Consider the following 21288-nt stretch of genomic DNA (forward strand, 5'->3'; position numbering starts at 1 on the left):
AACGCGAGACCAGCAACAGACAGCATGCTCTTACGAATGATCGTGTTCATGGGGGTAGCTCCTTCGGGGGTAGAACACCCACACCACCCGGGGGGGACGGCGGTGAGGGTGTGAGCACCTCGTCCGGCGCTGCACGTCTCAAAGGGGAAAAAGTTTGGGGGGGGGTGACGCCTGGGTTGGGCGTCGGAGTCGGCGACCTACCGAGCGGGGGGCTCGTGGCGCCGGGTCCATGTGTAACGACCGCCGGGCCGGGGTCATTCCGGGGTTGGCCCATCCATGGGCACCCTCATCGCGGCGGTGCCAGCGGCGTGGGGGTTGCAACGACCGGGGGGTGGCTGGCATTCCGGGGTTGGCCCACCTGCCGGCACCCTCGTCGAAGCGAGTGCCCGTCGGTCGTCCGTGGGACTGCAACGACCGGGGGGAGACTGCCATTCCCACCTGCGCGACCAGCCCGCAAAGATCGGGCGGCCGGCCGGTGGTACTGCGATCGTCAGGGTATGTAACGACCCCGGCCCGGCCATGATTCCGGCCCACGCGTGCGCCCGGCCACACCCCGAACGGCCCAGAAACCGACAAAGACTCCATTGAACGCGTGGCTCACGGCAGCAAACCCTCTGATACTGGGCGTGATCCACTCGCGTACATGAAAGTCGCGCTGTCCCGGACGTCCGGACACCGCGACATCACAGAACCCGAGTCGATCTAGACCTCTGAGGCCATCGCCGACCGCCCAGAAGGCCTCGAATCGGCCAAAACACCCACGGGGTGCGTGCCGCCACTGGCTCCTGCCGTCACCGCTCCGGGCGTTGCCGCCGCTGGCCCGGGAGTCGGCCTCTGTTCCGGGGCGTAAGCGGGCGTGCTCCGGGGCGTGCGCGGCCGTGCTCCGGGGCGTGCGCGGCCGTGCTCCGGGGCGTGGGCGCCGTGCTCCGAGGGCGTAAGCGGCCCTGCTCCGAGGGCGTAAGCGGCCCTGCCATGGTCGCTGGCGCAACTGACGGAAGCCCAGCTCAGAGGCGGGTAAATCGGTTGAGATGACGGGGTGCTGCCGGCAGGCTGAGGTCTCCGCCACCCACGTCCCGGAGGACTTTCCATGCGCCTGCTCCGTGATCTGTGGGGTACGTCGACCCGTCGTGTGACGATCGTGGCCGTTCTGATCGTGCTGGGTGCCGCGGGGCAGGCGGGCGCATCGGCCCTGGCCGGCGCAGTGCTGGTGCACCGTTCGGCTGGTTTCTTCGCCGTGCTGGCCGTGGCCCTTGTCGCTGTGGTCCTCAGCGACCTCGCGGTGAGTCTGCTGATGGCCGGCCTGACCGCCGACTGGTCCGCCGACGTGCGTCGCCGGCTCTGCCGCGTCGCTCTCGGGCAGGACCTTCCCACCCTGGAGACCACCCCGGTCGGCGAGTTGCTGGACCGCATCGACGGGGACGTCTATCAGGTCGCGTCGGCAATTCGTAACCAGGGCACCCGTCTCGCCCAGGGCCTCTGCGTCGGTCTGTTGTCGATGGTCGTGGCGCTGTTCGTCTGGTGGCCGGCGGGGATCGCGATGCTGCTGCTCACCGTGGTGCTCGCGGTCGGCCTGCGCCGGCCCACGGCGCGGATCGGCCCGGCCCGGATGGCCGAGGAGGAGGCGTGGTCCGACCTGGCGGCCGTGATGGAGGAGGCGGTGCACGGCCAGGACGACGTACGCACCAGCCTGGCGCGGCCGTACGTGCTGCGGTTGTACGCCCGGCGGGCCTCCGCCGTGCTCTCCCGTGGCCTGGTGGTCTGGGTGCTGTCCGCCCGGGTGGCGACGGTGGCCACCGCGACGATCCGGGCGGGCATCGGCGCGGTGGTGCTCGGCGGTGCCTGGGCGTTGGCCACCGGCCGGATCGACGCCGCCCGGCTCACCGCCATCTGGCTGCTCGCCCTGGCCTTCGGGGCGACAGCGGAACACGTCAGCCGGATGGTGCCGGAGATCCAGGAGGCGCTCGGCGCGTGGGCGCGGGTGCAGTTGCTCTCCAAGGCCCGGCAGGAACCGGTCGGCGGGGCCAGCCCGAGCGAGGGTGACCTGCGCATTCGGGACCTGACATTCGGGTACGGCGAGGGTGGTCGGGGTGCCGCGCTGCGCGGGCTCAGCCTCACCTTCGCGCGTGGTCGCTCGTACGCGCTGATCGGGCGGACCGGCTCGGGCAAGTCGACGCTGGCGAAGGTGCTCACCCGGGCGGTCGACGTGCCGCCGGGCACCGTCTTCCTCGGCGGCACCGACCTGTGCGACCTCGACGTCGAGCAACTGCGCCGCTGGGTGGCGTTGGTGCCGCAGCGCACCGAGATCCTCGCCGGCACGCTCGCCGAGAACGTGGCGCTCTTCGACACTGAGTTGCTCGACGCGGCGGCTCGTGCGCTGGACGAGCTGGGCCTGGCGAGCTGGATCGCCGAGCTTCCGGACGGGTTGGCGACCCGGCTGGGGGAGGGCGGCCACGTGCTCTCCGCCGGTCAGGAGCAGTTGGTGGCGTTCGCCCGGATTCTGGTCCGGGAGCCGCACGTGGTGATCCTCGACGAGGCCACTGCGCGGCTGGACCCGGTCACCGAGGCGCGGGTGCAGCGCGCCACCGAACGACTGCTGCGCGACCGGATCGGCATCGTCATCGCGCACCGACTCTCCTCGGTGCGCCGCTGTGACGAGGTGGTCGTCCTGGCCGACGGCGAGGTGGTCGAGGCCGGTCCGTTGGAGACGTCGACGCGCTTCGCGGAACTGCTGGCGACCAGCCACGCCGCCGCGTACGCGGCGGTGGCGCCGGCCGGTCGTACCGGCGTCGGCACCGACCTGCTGGTCGGCCCCGGCCCGGACGCGTGGCCGAGCGAGCCGGCGCCCGCGCGGGGCGAGCCGGTCGCGGCGAACGAGCAGGGCGTCGCCTGGCCGACCGAGCCGGCGTCGACGCGGGCCGAGCCGAATGAGCAGGCCACACGGGAGACACCCTCCGACAGCACGCGGGACGCGGTCGGGCCGACCCGGGCCGATCCTCCGCCGCTGCCGCCGGTGCCGCCGGCCCGGACGCTGCGGGAGATCTTCCGACTCTGCACGAACGATCCCCGGTACGGGGCGGCGGCGATCGTGCTGTTCCTCGGGCTCAGCCTGCTCGGGCTGGACGGCCCGGTGCTGCCCTGGCTCTGGGCGGACCTGGTCGACGGGACCGGCAACCCGTATTTGCCGGCGGTGGGGATCGTCGCCGGGTTGCTGGTCACCCTGCCGCTGCCGTTCTACACCCACGTCTGGTTCCCGCAGTGGTGGGTGCGGCAGATGCTGCGGATCGGCCTTCGGCTGGTGCACGGCCAGACCGGCCCGCGCCGGGTCAGCTCACACACCCCCGCCGAGGTGGTGGCGCAGGGTGGGGACACCGAGCGGGTGGTCCAACTCGCCGACAACGTGTTGGACCAGACCGTCGCGCTGGTGCTCGTGGTCGCCATGACGGCGGTCACCGGCAGCGTCGTACCCGGGCTGTTCTTCCTCGGGACGATGGTCGTCTCCGGGCTGGCCGCGACGTTGTTCGGGCCGAAGCTGGAGCGTGCGGCCCGGGCGACGGTGGCGGCGCGGGCCTCCTTCGCCACGGCGCTGGTCTCCGCGCTCTCCGCGGCGCGGACGGTGAAGCTCGCCGGCGCGACCACTGCGGTGCTGCGTCACCTGGCCAGCCTGGATGTGCTGCGCAGCGACCGGCAGCGGCGGGAGATCTCGGTGCAGGTGTGGGCGCGCTCCACACCGTCGATGGCCAGTGGGTTGTTGCCGATCGGAGCCTGGGCGCTCTACCTGAACGGTTCGCTCTCCGCCGGGGCGGTGCTGGTGGCCGTCTCCACCCTGGGCGCGGCCCGCTGGTTCGCCTGGACGACGGCGTCGTTGATCTCGCAGCTGCCCTCGGCGCGGGTCTGGACCCGACGCACCGTGGCGATGACCGGGGTGAGCACGTACTCCGCGGGGGTGCCGGAGGTCGACCTGACCGCTGGGACGGCGCCTGCGCCGACCATGCCACCCCGGCATCCGCTGCGCCGGCTGGAGCTGCGTGGCTTCGGGGTGGTGCACTCCGACGGCACGGTGGCCGTCCGGGACGTGGACCTGACCGTGCAGCGGGGGCAGTTGGTGCTGGTCGTCGGGCCGGTGGGGTCGGGCAAGTCCTCGTTGCTGCGCGGGCTGGCCGGGATCGTGCACCACACCGGCGAGCTGGCCTGGAACGGTGACCCGGTCACCGAGCCGGAGCTGTTCCTGCGCCCCAACCAGGTCGGCTACGTCGGTCAGTTGCCCCGGGTGCTCTCCGGCACGGTGGCCGACAACATCGCCCTCGGGCACCAGGTGGACGCGGCGGGGGCGGTCAGCACCGCCCAGCTCGACCATGACCTGGCCGCCGCCGGTGGTGGGTTGGGCCTGCTCATCGGGCACAAGGGCACCCGGCTGTCCGGCGGGCAGTTGCAGCGGTTGGCGCTGGCCCGTGCGCTGGCCCCGCGTACCGAACTGCTTGTCGCCGACGACGTGTCGTCGGCGCTGGACGTCACCACCGAGCTGGCGTTGTGGCAGGCGTTGCGCGGCCACGGGGTGACGGTCGTCGGTTCGACGGCGAAGCGCGCCGCGTTGGTCCGGGCCGACCACGTGGTGGTGCTGCTCGGCGGCACGGTGGCCGCCCAGGGCACCTGGCAGGACCTGGAGGGCGACTGGTCACACCTGGCGGGTTGAGTGCCGACGGTCGGGCGGCTGCTGGGTGAGCAGCCGCCCGACCGGAAGGATCAGGCGCGGGCGTACTGGGCGGGGCCGGAGTACGCGACGCCGAGCTTCGCGGCCGCCCGGCGCGGCCAGTACGGGTCGCGCAGCAACTCCCGACCCAGCAGCACCAGGTCGGCCTCGCCGTTGGCGACGATCTGCTCGGCGTGCTCGGGCTCCACGATCAGGCCCACCGCGCCGGTCGGCACGCCGGCCTCGCGGCGGATCTGGGCGGCCAGCGGCACCTGGTAACCCGGGCCGAGCGGGATGCGCTGGTCCGTGCTCACCCCACCGGAGGACGCGTCGACCAGGTCGACGCCGACGCCGGCCAGCTCACCGGCGAGCACCACGCTGTCCTCGATCGTCCAGCCGCCCTCGACCCAGTCGGTGGCGGAGATCCGGGTCAGCACCGGCACGTCCTCGCCGACAGCGGCGCGCACCGCGCGGGCGACCTCCAGGGTGAGCCGCATCCGGGCCGCGCGGTTGCCGCCGTACGAGTCGGTGCGGCGGTTGGTCAGCGGCGAGAGGAACTCGTTGAGCAGGTAGCCGTGAGCGGCGTGGATCTCCACGGCGGCGAAGCCGGCGTCCAGAGCGCGTACGGCTCCGGCCGCGAACGCGTCGACCACACCGGCGATGCCGGCCTCGTCGAGGCTGGTCGGCGTCCGGTAGTCGGCGGTGAACGGCTCCGAGCCGGGGGCGACGGGCGTCCAGCCGCCCTCGGCGTCCGGCACGCCACCGCGCTCGGGTGCCCAGGGCCGGTAGGTGGAGGCCTTGAAGCCGGCGTGCGCGAGCTGCACGGCCGGCACCGCGCCGTGAGCGGCGACGAACGCGGTCACCGGTCGCCAGGCGTCGACGTGCGCATCGGACCAGAGGCCGGTGTCCTGTGGGCTGATCCGGCCCTCGGGGAGGACGGCGGTCGCCTCGGTCAGCACCAGGCCGGCCCCGCCGACCGCGCGGCTGCCGAGGTGGATCAGGTGCCAGTCGGTGGGCAGACCGTCGGGGCCGGCGGAGTACTGGCACATCGGTGCCATGGCGATCCGGTTGGGCAGTGTGACCCCGCGCAGGGCCAGGGGAGTGAACAGGGAACTCATGGGCTCATCCTCTCCGACACGGCGACGGGCCCCCGGGGAGAGGGGCCCGTCGCCGTACTGGTGAATCGGTCAGGCAGGAACGGGGGTCAGCTCGGGCCGGGTGTCGGCGACCGGCTCCGGGTCGGTCAGGTCACGCCGGCCGGCGGACTCGTACGCGGCGCGGTCGAGAGTGCCCTCGCGGGCGGCGACCACTGTCGGCACCAGCGCCTGCCCCGCGACGTTGGTGGCGGTGCGGATCATGTCCAGGATCGGGTCGATGGCCAGCAGCAGACCGGCGCCGGCCAGCGGCAGGCCCAGCGTGCTGAGGGTCAGGGTGAGCATCACGATCGCGCCGGTCAGGCCGGCGGTGGCCGCCGAGCCGACCACCGAGACGAAGGCGATCAGCAGGTAGTCGCCGATGCCGAGGTCAACGCCGAACACCTGCGCCACGAAGATCGCGGCGAGGGCCGGGTAGATGGCGGCGCAACCGTCCATCTTCGTGGTGGCGCCGAAGGGCACCGCGAACGAGGCGTACTCGCGGGGGACGCCGAGGCGCTCGACGGAACGCTGGGTCACCGGCATGGTGCCGACCGAGGAGCGGGAGACGAAGGCCAGCTCGATGGCCGGCCAGGCACCGGCGAAGAAGCGCAGCGGGTTGAGGCGGCCGGCGAGGATCAGCACCAGCGGGTAGACCACGAACAGCACGATGGCGCAGCCGACGTAGACGGCCGTGGTGAACTTCGCGAGGGGAGCCAGCAGGTCCCAGCCGTACGAGGCGACGGCATTGCCGATCAGGCCGAGGGTGCCGATCGGGGCTAGCCGGATGACCCACCAGAGCGCCTTCTGGACGATCTCCAGGAGGGATCGGTTCAGCGCCACGAACGGTTCGGCGGGCTCGCCGACCAGCAGGGCCGCGGCGCCGACGACGACGGCGAGGAAGACGATCTGGAGGACGTTGCCCTCGACGAACGCGCCGACCGGGTTGGTGGGCACGATGCCGGTGAGGAAGTCGGTCCACGAGCCGGTGTTCTTCGGCGGGGCCGCACCACCCAGGTCGAGGGTCACGCCCCTGCCCGGGTTGGTGAGCAGGCCGAGGCCGATGCCGATGCTCACCGCGATCAGCGCGGTGATGCCGAACCACATCAGGGTCTTGACGGCGAGCCGGGCGGCGTTGGCGACGCCACGCAGGCTGACCACGCTGACCACGATGGCGGTGAAGACCAGCGGCGGCACGGCCAGCTTGAGCAGTTGGACGAAGAGGCTACCGACGGTGTGCAGGGTGCTGGTCAGCCAGCTCAGGTCGTTGCTGCGGGCCAGGAAGCCCAGCGCGACGCCGAGCACGAGGCCGAGCAGGATCTGCACGGAGAAGGGAATTTTGCGCAGGCTGAAAGGCATGAGGATGTATCCAATTGTCCGGTCCGATCGGGGCAGGCGTGGGAACGCGGCTAGCCCGGACAGATGCCACTGGCCTGCAGTCGGAGATCGACATACAGGCGGACAGTGAGGCCCCAGAGATTGGTCATCGCTGGCCGACGATACGCCGATTCCCGCTCATCGGAAGGACCGGACGGCGTGAGGCTCCTTACAGAGGGCCAGCGCGGTGGCGGTGCCCAGGCCCCACAGCACCGCCAGGGCGAGGATCAGCCGTTCCAGCACCCCCACCACCGGGCCTCGACCGATCACGAGCATCGCCAGCCCCACCGCGGCACAGAGCGGCAGGGCCAGCACGGCGGCGACCCCGGCCAGCCGACGCACCGTCCGGCCCGCCGGCACGGAGACGGCCAGCGCGATCATGGCGAAGACCACAGCGGCGGTCGCCGCGATGCTCGCGCCGCCGTGCACCAGGTCCGCCGTCGTCGCGCGCTCGAACGGCGGCAACGGGCAGCCGCCGGAGCAGGTCACCGCCCCCGACACAGCGGTGAACACCGCTCCGGTGGCGAGCAGCGCCGGGGCCGCCGCCCACACCCCGGGAGGCAGCGCCGCACCGATCAGCAGCAACGCGCCGGCAAGGGCCAGGATCCCGATCCGGTACGTCGCGGCGTGGGCGCTGCCGGCAATGCCCGCCTCGCTGACGTACCCGGTGAGCCCTGGACCGGGACCGGCGACCACGGCGAGCGTCACCGCCACCGCACCGGCCAGGGTGCAGCCGGCCGCCGCGGACCCGGCTACCCGGCGGGCGACCTCGCCGCGGGCGCTCGGCAGGGTCGGGGCGGTCGGCCGACCCGGCTCAGCCACGCCCGTGCGGCGTGCTCCAGCCGGACTCGTCCGGCCCGAGTGGCACGATGCCGCTGGGATTGATCTCCCGATGCGTGCCGTAGTAGTGCCGCTTGATGTGGTCGAAGTCCACAGTCTCGCCGAAACCCGGCGTCTGGAACAGGTCCCGGGCGTACGCCCAGAGCACCGGCATCTCGGTCAGCTTGTCGCGGTTGCACTTGAAGTGCCCGTGGTACGCGGCGTCGAAGCGCACCAGTGTGGTGAACAGCCGCACGTCCGCCTCGGTGATCGCGTCGCCCATCAGGTAGCGCTGCCCGGCCAGCCGCTCGGAGAGCGCGTCCAGTCGGGCGAAGAGCGCCCGGAACGCCTCGTCGTACGCCTGCTGGGAGGTGGCGAACCCGCACCGGTAGACCCCGTTGTTCACATCGGTGTGGATCTCGGCCATCAGCGCGTCCATCTCGGGGCGCAGCGCGACCGGGTAGAGATCCGGGGCGTCGGGCGCGTGCAGCCGCCGCCACTCGGTGGAGAAGTCGAGGGTGAGCTGTGGGTAGTCGTTGGTGACCACCCGGCCGGTCACTGTGTCGACGAGTGCCGGCACTGTCACCCGGCCGGTGTAGTCCGGGTCGGTGGCCAGGTACGCCTCGGAGAGGAAGCTCACGCCGAGCACCGGGTCGAAGCCGTCCGGGTCGAGGGCGAACGCCCAGCCCCGCTCGTCCCGGATCGGGTCGACGGTGCCCAGCGAGATCGCGTCGTCCAGCCCGAGCAGGCCACGCACGATCCTCGCCCGGTGCGCCCACGGGCAGGCCCGGCACCAGATCAGCCGGTAACGGCCGGCCTCCAACGGCCAGCGGTCCTGCTCGTCCGGGCCGCCGCCGGGTGGCGAGGTGGAGTCGGCGGTGACCCGACCGGTGAACCGGTTCGGCTGGCGGACGAACGCGCCGCCGCCACTGGTCTCTGCGCTGAACTGGGCCCGGGCCATGCCGTCAACCTATCCGCTGCCGGCGTGGATATCCTGGCGGCCGGCAGCCCTCGTGACCCGGTGGGCGTGCCCCACCCCCGCCGTCTGCACCCCCTAAGGACTCGCGATGACCGTGGCATACCTGGTGGCCGGTGTCCGCACCCCGATCGGCCGGTACGCGGGCGCGCTGGCCGGCGTCCGCCCCGACGACCTGGCCGCGCACGTGATCCGGGAACTGGTTGCCCGCCACCCGTCGGTGGACTGGGCGCGGGTCGATGACGTCGTGCTCGGCTGCGCCAACCAGGCCGGCGAGGACAACCGCAACGTGGCCCGGATGGCGGCGCTGCTGGCCGGCCTGCCCGAGGAGGTGCCGGGCAGCACCGTCAACCGGCTCTGCGGTTCGGGCCTGGACGCGCTCGCCACCGCCGCCCGGTCCATCGTCGCCGGGGACGCCGAGCTGGTGATCGCCGGCGGGGTGGAGAGCATGAGCCGGGCGCCGTTCGTCATGCCGAAGGCGTCCTCGGCGTACTCCCGCTCGGCCGAGGTGTACGACACCACCCTCGGCTGGCGGTTGGTGAACCCGCTGATGCGTGACGGGTGGGGGGTCGACTCGATGCCGGAGACGGCGGAGAACGTGGCCGCCGAGTACGGCGTCAGCCGGGCCGAGCAGGACGCCTTCGCGTACCGCTCGCAGCAGCGTGCGGCCAGGGCGCAGGCGGACGGCCGGTTCGCCGAGGAGATCGTGTCGGTGTCGGTGCCGGCGGGTCGTCGGGAGACCCGGCTGGTCGAGGTCGACGAGCACCCTCGGGAGACCTCGCTGGACAAGCTGGCCGCGCTGCCCACCCCGTTCCGCGACGGCGGCACGGTGACCGCCGGGAACTCCTCGGGCGTCAACGACGGCGCTGTCGCCCTGCTGGTGGCCAGCGAGGCGGCGGTTGCCCGGTACGGCCTGACCCCGCTGGCCCGGATCGTCGGCGCGGCGGCGGCTGGTGTGCCGCCCCGGATCATGGGAATCGGCCCGGTGCCGGCCACCCGCAAGCTGCTCGAACGCGTCGGCGTCGAGGTGGGCGCGGTGGACGTGGTGGAGTTGAACGAGGCGTTCGCCGCGCAGTCCGTGGCGGTGTTGCGTGAGCTGGGGCTGCCCGTGGACGCCGAGCACGTCAACCCGAACGGTGGTGCCATCGCGCTGGGGCACCCGCTCGGCGCCAGCGGCGCGCGGCTGGCGCTGACCGCCGCCCTGGAGCTGCGCCGTCGCGGCGGCCGCCGGGCTCTGGCCACCATGTGCATCGGCGTTGGTCAAGGCATCTCGCTGTTGTTGGAGTCAGCGGCCTAGAGTGGTCCACACCACACGACCCGCGGGTCGACCGGTGCCCACGCGTGCCCGCTGCGCGCCCCGATGCCGGTGCCGTCCCGCGCCGCGGCGATGAACTGGGGAGCACGCTGATGCCGGACGGACTGCCGACCGAGATCGATCTGACCAGGCCGAGCGCGGCCCGGGTGTACGACTACTTTCTGGGTGGAGCGCACAACTTCGAGATCGACAGGCAGTTGGCGGAGCAGATCGCCAGCATGACCCCGAATCTCGCCGCCACCATGCGCTCCGGTCGGGAGTTCCTGCGGCGGGCCGTCCGGGTGCTGCTCGACGCCGGCATCGACCAGTTCCTCGACATCGGCTCCGGAATTCCCACCGTTGGCAACGTGCACGAGGTGGCGCAGGGGGTGAACCCTAAGGCCCGCGTGGTGTACGTCGACATCGACCCGGTGGCGGTCGCGCACAGCCGGGAGTTGCTGGCTGGCAACGACCTGACCGGGGTCATCCACGCCGACCTGCGTGAGCCGGAGCGGATCCTCGCCGAGACCCGACAGCTCGGGCTGATCGACTTCAGTCGCCCGGTGGGCATCCTGCTGGCCGGGGTGGTGCACTTCGTCCCGGACGCCGACCGGCCCGAGGCGATCCTCGCCACCCTGCGGGCCGCCGCCGCGCCGGGCAGTTTCCTTGTCGTCTCCCACTCCACGTTCGAGGACCAGCCGCAGGAGATGCTGGACGCCCAGCGCCTCTCCGCCCGCACCGCCACCGAGATCACCCTGCGCTCCCGTGCTCAGGTCACCGGCTTCTTCGGCGACTGGACCGTCCTGGAACCGGGTGTGGTGCACATGCCGCTCTGGCGCCCGGACTCACCGTCCGACGTGGACGAGCACCCGGAGCGGTTCGGCGCCTTCGGGGGCGTCGCCCGGTACGACCAGCCCGCCGGCTGATCTCGTGGCTGCCGTCCCGGACCACGCCGGGGCCGATGCCGGCCGGGGCCACGCCGGGGCCGATGCCGGCCGGGGCCACGCCGGGGCCGATGCCGGCCGGGGCCACGCCGGGGCCGATGCCGGCCGGGCGGACGCCCAGGCGTTCGCCGCCGACTGGGCCCGCGCGGTGCGTCGGCTCGGTTTCGTGCCGCTCAGCGTGGCCGAGACCGAGCGGCTGCTGCTGGCGTACACGATCCGGCTGGCCCAGGCGGTACGGTCGGAGCCGTTCAGCGCGGCAGCGGCCGAGGAGGTCGGGCGGGCCCTGGTGGAGGCGCACCTCACCGAGCCGCAGGCCCTGGAGTGGACGCTGCACGCGTTCGGCGCGACCTTCGGGCACCGGGTGTTGTGCGACGGTGACCCGCCGGCCGACCTCGTCGACCGGATCGCTGCGGTGCAGGGCGGACTGGCCGCCGGGTTCGCCCGTGCGCTGCGCGACCGCACCTTCAGCCAGCAGGAGCGGATCGCCAGGTCGGCCTGGCAGGCACGCGACGAGGTCGAGCAGGCGCTACGCGAGAGCGAGGCACGGTTCCGGGCGGTGTTCACCGGCGCCGCGATCGGGATCGGGATCGCCGGCGTGGACGGTCAGATCATCGACGTCAACCAGGCGTTCGCCGACATGCTCGGCTACTCGATCGAGGAGCTGCGCGAGACCAACGTGACAGGGCTGGTCCACGCCGACGACGCGGCCGGAATGTGGGAGCTCTACAAGGAGATGATCGAGGGGAAGCACGACGCGGCCCGGGTGGAGAAGCGGTACTACCGCAAGGACGGCACGACGGTCTGGACGGATCTGGCCGTCTCGCTGATCCGACACGAGGGTCGGCCCCGATTCACCGTCGCGATGATCGAGGACATCACCGAGCGGTACGAACTCCAGCAGCGGCTGCGCTTCCAGGCGCTGCACGACCCGCTGACCGGGCTGCCCAACCGGACGCTGTTCTTCGAGACGTTGGGACGGGTGCTCGACACCGCGGACGCCGGGCAGCGCGTCGGGGTGTGCTTCCTCGACCTGGACGGCTTCAAGGCGATCAACGACAGTCTCGGCCACGACCTCGGTGACCGGCTGCTCGTGATGATCGGCCGGCGGCTGGCCGCGTGCGTGGCCGACCACGGCCACCTGGTCGCCCGGATGGGCGGCGACGAGTTCGTGATCCTCGTCGAGGGAGGGGACGACACCGACGACCCGGTCTCCGTGGCGGAAGCGGCGCTGGCCGCCGTCGCGGCCCCGGTCCACGTCGGTGAGCACCAGTTGGCGGTCTCGGCCAGTGTGGGCATCGTCCAGTGCCCGGCCTCGGAGACCAGCGCGTCCGAGCTGATGAAGGCCGCGGACACCACGCTCTACTGGGCCAAGGCGGCGGGCCGGGGCCGGTGGGCGGTCTACGACCCCGAGCGCGGCGCCCGGGACATCGCCCGTGCGGCGTTGGTCGCCGGGCTGCCCGCCGCGCTGGAGCGGGGCGAGTTCGTACTGCACTACCAGCCGATCGTGTCGCTGCTGGAGGGCACCATGCTCGCGGTGGAGGCGCTGGTCCGTTGGGAGCATCCGGAGTTGGGCCTGATCGGGCCGGACCGGTTCATCGGCCTGGCCGAGGAGACCGGCCTGATCGTCCGGCTCGGCGAGTGGGTGCTGCGGCGGGCCTGCGAGGACGCCGAACGGTGGTGGCGGGAGTTCCCCGACGCCAGGCTGGTGGTCAGCGTCAACCTGGCCGCCCGGCAGGCCGACGAACCGGCCATCGTGGACACCGTCGCCGACGCCCTGCAGACCAGCGGGTTGCCCGCGGAGCTGCTCCAACTGGAGCTGACCGAGAGCGCCGTGATGGGCAGTGCCGGTGAGCCCCTGCGCAGCCTGCACCGGCTCGCCGCGCTCGGCGTCCGGCTGGCCGTGGACGACTTCGGCACCGGGTACTCCAACCTGGCGTACCTGCGCCGGTTGCCGATCCACTGCCTCAAGCTCGCCGGTCCGTTCGTGGAGGGCATCCGCGCGGACGGGACCGACGTGGCGGCCGACCACCGCGACGAACGGATCGTCGACGCGTTGGTCCGGTTGGCGCACGCCCTGGAGTTGTGGGTCACGGCCGAGGCGGTGGAGACCGGTGTGCAGGCGGAACGGCTGCGGGCGCTGCGCTGCGACACCGGGCAGGGCCGATTCTTCGGTGCGCCAGCCCCGGCCGATGTGATCACGGCCCGGCTGCGCGGCGGAGCGTCGGCGTGAGCGAGCGCAGCGAGCGAACCGGGTGGCCCAGCAGCGTGGCGCGAAGCGACGGCACGCAGCGAAGCGGAGTGCTGTCGTGAGCGAGCGCAGCGAGCGAACCAGCAGGCTCAGCAGCGTGGCGCGAAGCGACGGCACGCGGCAGAGCGGGGGACCGTTCCGGTCCGGAGGGTGGCGACGGAGGATGGCGGCGTGGACCTGACGGACTCGCAGACGGCGGTGACGGTGGTGGCCGGGCTGGCCATCCTGGCCGGGTTGGCCGGCGTGGTGGTGCCGGGCCTGCCGGCGCTGCCGCTGTGCTGGGGTGGCGTGCTGCTCTGGGCGATCTTCGGCGGCGCGGGCCTGGTTGGCTGGGCGGTGTTCGCCGCCGCCACGCTGGTCGCCGGGGGTGGCGCGGTGATCAAGTACGCGTGGCCGGGCCGGAACCTGAAGCGCACCGGTGTGCCGACGTCCACGCTGCTCGCCGGTGGGGTGCTCGGCATCATCGGGTTTTTCGTGGTGCCGGTCGTCGGCCTGGTGCTCGGCTTCGTCGCCGGGGTGTGGGCGGCCGAACGGCTCCGGCTGGGCAGTAATCAGCTCGCCTGGCCCTCCACAGTGCAGGCCCTGAAGGCCGCCGGCCTGTCGATGCTGGTGGAGTTCCTGGCCGGCCTCCTGGTCGCGGCCCTCTGGGTAGCCGGCCTCCTCCTGACCTGACCCGTCCTCAGCCCTCGCCTCAGCCCCGCGATCTTGCACTTACTGCGCTGACATACGGCGCATCCCGCTGATATCGGCAACTGAAACTGCAAGATCGGCGCGGGGAGGGGAGGGGGCGCGGGGCACTTTTCGGGTACGGCGGAATGGCCGTACGTGAGAGAGAGGCGTGCCCCGCGCCACCGGGTCGGGCGGTCCGAGCGCCCGGGGTAGGCCCCTGTCGGGCCTGGTCACCGGTTCAGGATGCCGGCCGCGGTGGCCGGTCGGCAACGCAATTAGCCCGACGGCGGTGAGATTCCCACCGACTACGTATTGACCGCCTTGATCGGCCGGGACGACACTTTGCCCACTCGCACGCGGAACCACCTCAGGGAGGTGTGCAGTGGCCACGACGCCCGTGCCGACCGCCGAGCAACCGATGGACGACGACGCCCGACGGCTCGCTGAACTCGGCTACAAACAGGAGTTGCGCCGAAAGTGGAGCGGCTTCTCCAACTTCGCCATCTCCTTCTCGATCATCTCGATCCTGGCCGGCTGTTTCACCACCTTCGGGCAGGCGTGGAACAACGGCGGGCCGGTCGCCATCTCCTGGGGCTGGCCGCTGATCTCGCTGTTCATCCTGATCATCGGCTTCTGCATGGCGGAGCTGGTGTCGGCGTACCCGACAGCGGGTGGGATCTACTGGTGGGCTGCCACCATGGGTCGCCCGGTGCACGGCTGGTTCACCGGCTGGCTGAACCTGATCGGCCTGGTGGCTGTCACCGCCTCGGTGGACTACGGCTGCGCGACGTTCCTCAACCTCACCCTGTCGGCGCTCTTCGACGGTTGGGCCGGGACGCTGCGTCAGGCGTTCGTCCTCTTCGTGGTCATCCTGGTGCTGCACGGGCTGATCAACATCTTCGGGCACCGGATCATCGACGTACTCCAGAACGTCTCGGTCTGGTGGCACGTGGCCGGCGCGGCCGTCGTGGTGGCCATCCTGGTCTTCGTGCCCGACAACCACCAGAGCTTCCAGTTCGTGTTCACCGAGCGGTTCAACAACTCCGGTTTCGGCGACGGGGACATCGGCGGGCTGACGTTCTGGTTCTACGTGCTGCCGCTGGGCTTCCTGCTGACCCAGTACACGATCACCGGCTTCGACGCCTGCGCGCACGTCTCCGAGGAGACCCGGGGCGCCTCGCAGGCAGCGGCCCGTGGGCTTTGGCAGTCGATCTTCTACTCGGCGGTCGGCGGCTGGATCCTGCTGCTGGCGTTCCTCTTCGCGGCCACCGACGTCGAGGCGGTCAACGCCGCGGGCGGCTTCTCCGGCGCCATCTTCGAGTCGGCGCTGACCCCGGTCTTCTTCAAGATCGTCATCATCATCTCGACCATCGGGCAGTTCTTCTGCGGCATGAGCTGCGTGACCTCGATGAGCCGGATGGCGTACGCGTTCAGCCGGGACCGTGCCGTACCCGGATGGCGGCTGTGGTCGACCGTCGACCGCAACGGCACCCCGGTAAAAGCGATCATCGGTGCCACCCTGGCCGGCCTGGTGCTGACCCTGCCGGCGCTGTACGAGAGCTCCGCCGGTATCCCGATCGCCTTCTACGCCGTCGTCTCCGTCGCGGTGCTCGGGCTCTACCTGTCGTTCCTCATCCCGATCGCGCTCCGCCTGCGGATGGGCGACCGGTTCGTCCCCGGGCCGTGGACGCTGGGCCGTAAGTACAAGCTGTTCGGCTGGATCGCGGTGATCGAGATCGCGATCATCGCCGTCTACTTCGTGCTGCCGATCGTGCCCGCCGGGGTGCCCGGCAACGACGGGTTCACCTGGTCGGCGGTGAACTACGCGCCGCTCGCCGTCGGCGGGGTGCTGCTCGTGGTCGCCGTGTGGTGGTACGCCTCGGCCCGCAAGTGGTTCACCGGCCCGGTTCGTACCGTCGAGGAATCCGCGGGTGCGGCCGGCCCGGCGCCGGCCGACGGCCCGGTCTGATCGGCCCCCGGCGGGACGGACGGTGCTGCCGTCCCGCCGGGTTTGCGGCCCTTGCCACCGGGGGCATTGACGGTGATCCGGTTTGCCAGTAGACCTTGGTGATGGAGGCCCGCGAATGAGGAAAGCACCGCTCACGCTGGAACAACTGCGGGTCGCCGTCGCCGAGGGCGAGATCGACACCGTGGTGCTGGCCCTCGTGGACATGCAGGGCCGGTTGCAGGGCAAGCGGTTCCACGCGCCCTTCTTCCTCGACCAGGTGGTGGAGGGCGGCAGCGAGGGCTGCAACTACCTGCTCGCCGTGGACGTCGACATGAACACCGTCGACGGGTACGCCATGTCGAGCTGGGAACGCGGCTACGGCGACTTCGCGATGGTTCCGGACTTCGCCACGCTGCGCCGGGTGCCCTGGCAGCCCGGCTCCGCACTGCTGCTGGCCGACCTGACCTGGCTCGACGGCTCGGGTGACGTGGTCGCCTCGCCCCGGCAGATCCTGCGCCGGCAGCTGGACCGGCTGGCCGAGCACGGGCTGACCGCGTACGCCGGCACCGAGTTGGAGTTCGTGCTGTTCCGCGACTCGTACGAGGACGCCTGGCAGCGCGGCTACCGCGACCTCACCCCGGCCAACCAGTACAACGTCGACTACTCGCTGCTCGGCACCGCCCGGGTGGAGCCGCTGCTGCGTCGCATCCGGGTCGAGATGGCCGGCGCGGGGCTCACCCCGGAGAGCGCCAAGGGCGAGTGCAACCTCGGGCAACACGAGATCGCCTTCCGGTACGACGAGGCGGTGGCCTGCGCTGACCACCACGTCATCTACAAGAACGGCGCCAAGGAGATCGCCGCCCAGGAGGGGATGGCGATCACCTTCATGGCCAAGCCGAACGAGCGGGAGGGCAACTCCTGCCACATCCACTTCTCGCTCCGGGACTCCTCCGGCTCGTCGGCGATGCTCGGCGACGGACCGGCGCACCTGTCGCAGACCGGGCAGCGGGTGCTCGCCGGGCTGCTGGCCACCATGCGCGAGTTCAGCCTGCTCTTCGCCCCGAACATCAACTCCTACAAGCGCTACCAGCCGGGATCGTTCGCCCCGACCGCGCTGCGCTGGGGTGTCGACAACCGCACCTGCGCGCTGCGGGTGGTCGGGCACGGGCAGGGCATGCGCGTGGAGAACCGGGTGCCCGGCGCTGACGTCAACCCGTACCTGGCGATCGCCGGGCTGGTCGCGGGCGCGCTGCACGGCATCGAGCAGGGGCTGGAGCTGGGCGCGGAGTGCACCGGCAACGCGTACGACGACCCGGAGGCCGAGCGCGTGCCCGGCACGTTGCGCGACGCTCTCGCCCTGTGGGAGGAGTCGACGGTGGCCCGCGAGGCGTTCGGCGCCGAGGTCGTGGCCCACTACGCCAACCAGGCGCGGGTCGAGTTGGCCGCCTTCGACGCCGCTGTGACGGACTGGGAGCTCAAGCGTGGCTTCGAACGCCTCTGACCCCGCGCCAACCCGCCCAACCTCCCGCGATCTTGCACTTTGTGTTGGTGGTTCGTGAAGATTCGCGGCTTTTGTCGGTGCAGCAACTGCAAGATCGCGCAGGAGCAGGGGGTAGCGGCGTGACGGTTCTGGTGGATCCGGCGCGTGGGGTCGGGTTTCGGGAAGTTGCGGCGGCCTCTGTGGAGGACGTGGACCTGGCTATTGCGCGGGCGAGCGCCGCATGTGCTGGCTGGCGGCAGGTGGGGGCGGGGGACCGGGCGCGGTTGCTGCGGCGGTTCGCCGCCGTGGTCGACGCGCATCTGGACGAGTTGGCAGTGCTGGAGGTACGCAACTCCGGGCACACCGTCGGCAACGCCCGGTGGGAGGCGGGCAACGTCCGTGACGTCCTGGACTACTACGCCGGCGCGCCCGAGCGGTTGAGCGGGCGGCAGATCCCGGTACCCGGCGGGTTGGACGTCACCTTCCACGAGCCACTCGGTGTGGTCGGCGTGATCGTGCCCTGGAACTTCCCGATGCCGATCGCCGCCTGGGGGTTCGCCCCGGCGCTCGCCGCCGGCAACACAGTGGTGCTCAAGCCCGCCGAGTTGACCCCGCTCACCGCGCTGCGTCTGGCCGAGCTGGCCCGCGAGGCCGGCCTGCCCGACGGCGTCTTCACCGTCGTCCCTGGCGAGGGCTCGGTGGTGGGGGAGCGGTTCGTCACCCACCCGGCGGTCCGCAAGATCTGCTTCACCGGCTCCACCGAGGTCGGCACCCGGATCATGGCCGGCTGCGCCGCCCAGGTGAAGCGACTCACCCTGGAGCTGGGCGGCAAGAGCGCGAACATCGTGTTCGCCGACGCCGACCTGGAGCGCGCCGCTGCGACCGCGCCGGGCGCGGTCTTCGACAACGCCGGCCAGGACTGCTGCGCACGGTCGCGGATCCTGGTCCAGCGTTCGGTGTACGACAGGTTCCTGGAACTGCTCGAACCGGCGGTCCGCGCGGTCCGCGTCGAGGATCCGTCCCGCGACACCGCCGAGATGGGCCCGCTGATCTCCGCCGCCCAACGGGACCGGGTCGCCGGCTACCTCGACGGGGCGAAGATCGCCTTCACGGGCTCCTGCCCGGACGGCCCCGGGTTCTGGCACGCGCCAACCGTGCTGCTGGCCGACTCGCCGGCCGACCGGCACTGGCGGGAGGAGATCTTCGGCCCGGTGGTCTCGGTGCTGCCGTTCGACGACGAGGCGGACGCGATCCGGCTCGCCAACGACACCGAGTACGGGCTCTCCGGCTCGGTCTGGACCCGGGACGTGGGTCGGGCCCTGCGCCTGGCCCGCGCCGTCGACGCGGGCAACCTCAGCGTCAACTCGCACTCCTCGGTGCGCTACTGGACCCCGTTCGGCGGGATGAAGCGCTCCGGGCTCGGCCGTGAGCTGGGCCCGGACGCGCTGCTCTCCTTCACGGACGTCAAGAACGTGTTCATCGCGACGGAGGAGTGACGCCAGTGCAGGGTCGGTTGCAGGACCGGGTGGCCGTGGTCACCGGAGCGGGCAGCGGGATCGGGTTGGCCACCGTACGGCGGTTCGCCGCCGAGGGGGCCAGGGTGGTCTGCGTGGACATCGACGTGGCCGCCGGTACGAAGGCCGCCGAGGAGTGCGGCGGCGAGTTCGTGGCCACCGACGTGGCCGACGAGTCGGCGGTGCGCGACCTGTTCGACGGGGTGGCCGACCGGCACGGCCGGGTGGACATCGCGTTCAACAACGCCGGCATCTCGCCGCCCGACGACGACTCCATCCTGGACACCGGCCTGGACGCGTGGGAGCGGGTGCTGCGGGTCAACACCACGAGCGTCTACCTGTGCTGCAAGTACGCCATCCCGCACATGCGGCGGCAGGGCAAGGGCTCGATCATCAACACGGCCTCGTTCGTGGCGTTGATGGGTGCGGCCACGTCGCAGATCGCGTACACCGCGAGCAAGGGCGGGGTGCTGGCGATGACCCGGGAGTTGGGTGTGCAGTTCGCCCGTGAGGGCATCCGGGTCAACGCCCTCTGTCCCGGCCCGGTGGCCACCCCGTTGCTGCTGGAGCTCTTCGCCGCCGATCCGGAGCGCGCGGCCCGCCGGCTGGTGCACGTGCCGATGGGACGCTTCGGGCAACCGGAGGAGATCGCCGCCGCGGTGGCGTTCCTGGCCAGCGACGACGCCTCGTTCATGACCGCCGCGCAGTTCGTGGTCGACGGCGGCATCACGGGCGCCTACGTCACGCCGCTGTGAGCGCGGAGAGTGAGCCGGCTCTGCGAGCCCCGCAGTCGCGAACCCGGCCAGCCCGACGCCCGCTGATCGGGGTCAGCGCGTACGTCGAACCCGCCGACTGGGCCGTCTGGCGGGGTGTGCGGGCGGTGCTGGTGCCGGAGGCGTACACGCGGGCGGTGGCGGCCGCGGGTGGCCGGGCGGTGGTGCTGCCGCCGGACGACGTGGACGCCGACGTGGTGGCTGTCCTCGACGGGCTGCTGTTGGCCGGTGGTGCGGACGTCGGCCCGGGGCGGTACGGCCACCCGCCCGACCCCCGTACCGAGGACCGGCCGGACCGGGACGCCGGCGAGTTGACACTGCTGGCCGCCGCGCTCGCCGCCGAGGTGCCGGTGCTGGGCGTGTGTCGGGGGATGCAGTTGCTGGCGGTGGCGTACGGCGGCACCCTGCACCAGCACCTGCCCGACGTGGTGGGTCACGAGGCGCACCGCCCGACACCGGGGGTGTACGGCGCGCACGCGGTGCGGTTCGCGCCGGGGAGCCTGGCCGCGTCGGTGCTGGCCGGGGTCGACCAGGTCAACTCGTACCACCACCAGGCGGTAGCCGATCCGGGCCGGCTCACGGTGACCGGTTGGGCGGGGGACGGTGTGGTCGAGGCGGTGGAGGACCCGGCACTGCCGTTCGTGCTCGGGGTGCAGTGGCATCCGGAGAACGAGTCGGATCCCGCCCCGATCCCGGCGTTGGTGCGGGCCGCCGGCCGGCGGGTGTGACTGAGATCGCCCCCGCCCGTCGATGGCGCCGGTGGGAGGATCGACGCATGGGCAAGGTTTATCCGGAGATCGACTCTCGACTGCGTGACTTCATCGTGGCCCAACCGCTCTTCTTCGTGGCGACCGCTCCGTCCGGGGTCGAGGGGCACGTCAACGTGTCACCGAAGGGCATGCGGGGCACCTTCGTGATCCTCGGCCCGCACCGGGTGGCCTACCTCGACTATCACGGCAGTGGGGCGGAGACCATCGCCCACCTGCGGGACAACGGCCGGATCACGCTGATGTTCTGTGCCTTCGACGGCCCGCCGAAGATCGTCCGGTTGCATGGTCGGGGCAGCAGCGTCGCGGTCACCGAAGACGCCTTCGCCGATCGGCTCGCCGAGTTTCCCGCACCGCCGGATGTGCACGCCGTCCGGGCGGTCATCACCGTCGAGGTGGAGCGGGTCAGTGACTCCTGCGGATACGCGGTGCCTCTCATGGACTTCCGGGCGGAACGCGATCTGTTGCTCACCTCACACTCCCGCCGCAGCGCCGATGATCTGGTCGTCTACCGGGCCACCAAAAATGCGGCAAGCATCGACGGACTGCCGGTCTTCTGACTCGTCAGAGCGCTTCTGCCGCCGCCGTTCGACACCGTCAACCACCCGCACTGTCCGGTGCCCGACGGCCCAGGCGTACGTAACCAGCGTCCATCGCCC

15 protein-coding genes are annotated in these 21288 nt (G+C 71.9%); 11 read left to right on the top strand and 4 right to left on the bottom strand.

Going from position 1 to position 21288, the window contains the following annotated elements; translation table 11 throughout:
* Positions 1-1087 precede the first annotated feature (1087 nt).
* A complete protein-coding gene (locus tag ACGF3C_RS23390) occupies positions 1088-4690 on the top strand; it encodes an ATP-binding cassette domain-containing protein (protein ID WP_393225161.1) in 3603 nt (1200 codons plus the stop codon).
* 50 nt (positions 4691-4740) lie between these two features.
* Here ACGF3C_RS23390 and ACGF3C_RS23395 read toward each other — a convergent pair whose 3' ends face one another.
* The 4 genes from ACGF3C_RS23395 to ACGF3C_RS23410 all read right to left on the bottom strand — a co-directional run bounded on the left by ACGF3C_RS23395 (position 4741) and on the right by ACGF3C_RS23410 (position 8977).
* Entirely contained in the window at positions 4741-5805 is a 1065-nt protein-coding gene (locus ACGF3C_RS23395) for an NADH:flavin oxidoreductase/NADH oxidase (RefSeq protein ID WP_393225164.1), read from the bottom strand.
* A 69-nt stretch (positions 5806-5874) separates the two neighbouring features.
* On the bottom strand, positions 5875-7167 hold the full coding sequence (locus tag ACGF3C_RS23400) for a dicarboxylate/amino acid:cation symporter (RefSeq protein WP_357222024.1): 1293 nt from the start codon (positions 7165-7167) through the stop codon (positions 5875-5877).
* A 168-nt stretch (positions 7168-7335) separates the two neighbouring features.
* A complete protein-coding gene (locus tag ACGF3C_RS23405) occupies positions 7336-8019 on the bottom strand; it encodes a DUF998 domain-containing protein (protein WP_393225167.1) in 684 nt (227 codons plus the stop codon).
* The gene (locus ACGF3C_RS23410; protein ID WP_357221983.1) at positions 8012-8977 is read right to left on the bottom strand and encodes a glutathione S-transferase C-terminal domain-containing protein; all 966 of its coding nucleotides are present in this window, start codon (positions 8975-8977) and stop codon (positions 8012-8014) included. Before ACGF3C_RS23410 ends, ACGF3C_RS23405 begins: the two co-directional genes overlap by 8 nt.
* Before the next feature lie 106 nt (positions 8978-9083).
* Here ACGF3C_RS23410 and pcaF point away from each other — a divergent pair, with 106 nt between their 5' ends.
* The 10 genes from pcaF (at position 9084) to ACGF3C_RS23460 (ending at position 21189) form a co-directional block, all read left to right on the top strand.
* Positions 9084-10289 (top strand): 3-oxoadipyl-CoA thiolase, encoded by a 1206-nt coding sequence (pcaF, locus tag ACGF3C_RS23415; RefSeq protein ID WP_357221985.1) that lies wholly within the window; start codon positions 9084-9086, stop codon positions 10287-10289.
* Positions 10290-10399: 110 nt separating this feature from the next.
* Entirely contained in the window at positions 10400-11212 is an 813-nt protein-coding gene (locus ACGF3C_RS23420; protein WP_393225170.1) for an SAM-dependent methyltransferase, read from the top strand.
* 4 nt (positions 11213-11216) lie between these two features.
* Positions 11217-13460 carry a putative bifunctional diguanylate cyclase/phosphodiesterase gene (locus ACGF3C_RS23425; RefSeq protein WP_393225173.1) on the top strand — a complete coding sequence of 748 codons (2244 nt, stop codon included), beginning with the start codon at positions 11217-11219 and terminating at the stop codon, positions 13458-13460.
* 189 nt (positions 13461-13649) lie between these two features.
* Positions 13650-14150 carry a DUF456 domain-containing protein gene (locus tag ACGF3C_RS23430; RefSeq protein WP_355009587.1) on the top strand — a complete coding sequence of 167 codons (501 nt, stop codon included), beginning with the start codon at positions 13650-13652 and terminating at the stop codon, positions 14148-14150.
* A gap of 379 nt (positions 14151-14529) precedes the next feature.
* Positions 14530-16116, top strand: a complete 1587-nt coding sequence (locus ACGF3C_RS23435; protein ID WP_357221990.1) for an amino acid permease — start codon at positions 14530-14532, stop codon at positions 16114-16116.
* A gap of 115 nt (positions 16117-16231) precedes the next feature.
* Positions 16232-17596: a glutamine synthetase family protein gene (locus ACGF3C_RS23440; protein ID WP_357221992.1), complete on the top strand. Its 1365-nt coding sequence runs from the start codon at positions 16232-16234 to the stop codon at positions 17594-17596.
* Between the two features lie 131 nt (positions 17597-17727).
* A complete protein-coding gene (locus tag ACGF3C_RS23445; RefSeq protein WP_393225747.1) occupies positions 17728-19071 on the top strand; it encodes an aldehyde dehydrogenase family protein in 1344 nt (447 codons plus the stop codon).
* A gap of 5 nt (positions 19072-19076) precedes the next feature.
* On the top strand, positions 19077-19844 hold the full coding sequence (locus ACGF3C_RS23450) for a 3-oxoacyl-ACP reductase (RefSeq protein WP_355009583.1): 768 nt from the start codon (positions 19077-19079) through the stop codon (positions 19842-19844).
* Positions 19841-20590: a gamma-glutamyl-gamma-aminobutyrate hydrolase family protein gene (locus ACGF3C_RS23455; protein WP_393225178.1), complete on the top strand. Its 750-nt coding sequence runs from the start codon at positions 19841-19843 to the stop codon at positions 20588-20590. The genes ACGF3C_RS23450 and ACGF3C_RS23455 overlap by 4 nt, the downstream gene beginning before the upstream one ends.
* Before the next feature lie 47 nt (positions 20591-20637).
* Positions 20638-21189 (top strand): pyridoxamine 5'-phosphate oxidase family protein, encoded by a 552-nt coding sequence (locus tag ACGF3C_RS23460; RefSeq protein WP_357199326.1) that lies wholly within the window; start codon positions 20638-20640, stop codon positions 21187-21189.
* The last annotated feature ends 99 nt before the right edge of the window (positions 21190-21288 follow it).

Source organism: Micromonospora sp. NPDC047762, assembly GCF_043204655.1.
Lineage (GTDB): Bacteria > Actinomycetota > Actinomycetes > Mycobacteriales > Micromonosporaceae > Micromonospora.

Excerpts from the sequence above, each read along its gene's own strand:
- ACGF3C_RS23390 (WP_393225161.1), top strand. The coding sequence starts at position 1,088 with ATGCGCCTGCTCCGTGATCTGTGGGGTACGTCGACCCGTCGTGTGACG.
- ACGF3C_RS23395 (WP_393225164.1), bottom strand. The coding sequence starts at position 5,805 with ATGAGTTCCCTGTTCACTCCCCTGGCCCTGCGCGGGGTCACACTGCCC.
- ACGF3C_RS23410 (WP_357221983.1), bottom strand. The coding sequence starts at position 8,977 with ATGGCCCGGGCCCAGTTCAGCGCAGAGACCAGTGGCGGCGGCGCGTTC.
- pcaF (WP_357221985.1), top strand. The coding sequence starts at position 9,084 with ATGACCGTGGCATACCTGGTGGCCGGTGTCCGCACCCCGATCGGCCGG.
- ACGF3C_RS23420 (WP_393225170.1), top strand. The coding sequence starts at position 10,400 with ATGCCGGACGGACTGCCGACCGAGATCGATCTGACCAGGCCGAGCGCG.
- ACGF3C_RS23440 (WP_357221992.1), top strand. The coding sequence starts at position 16,232 with ATGAGGAAAGCACCGCTCACGCTGGAACAACTGCGGGTCGCCGTCGCC.
- ACGF3C_RS23460 (WP_357199326.1), top strand. The coding sequence starts at position 20,638 with ATGGGCAAGGTTTATCCGGAGATCGACTCTCGACTGCGTGACTTCATC.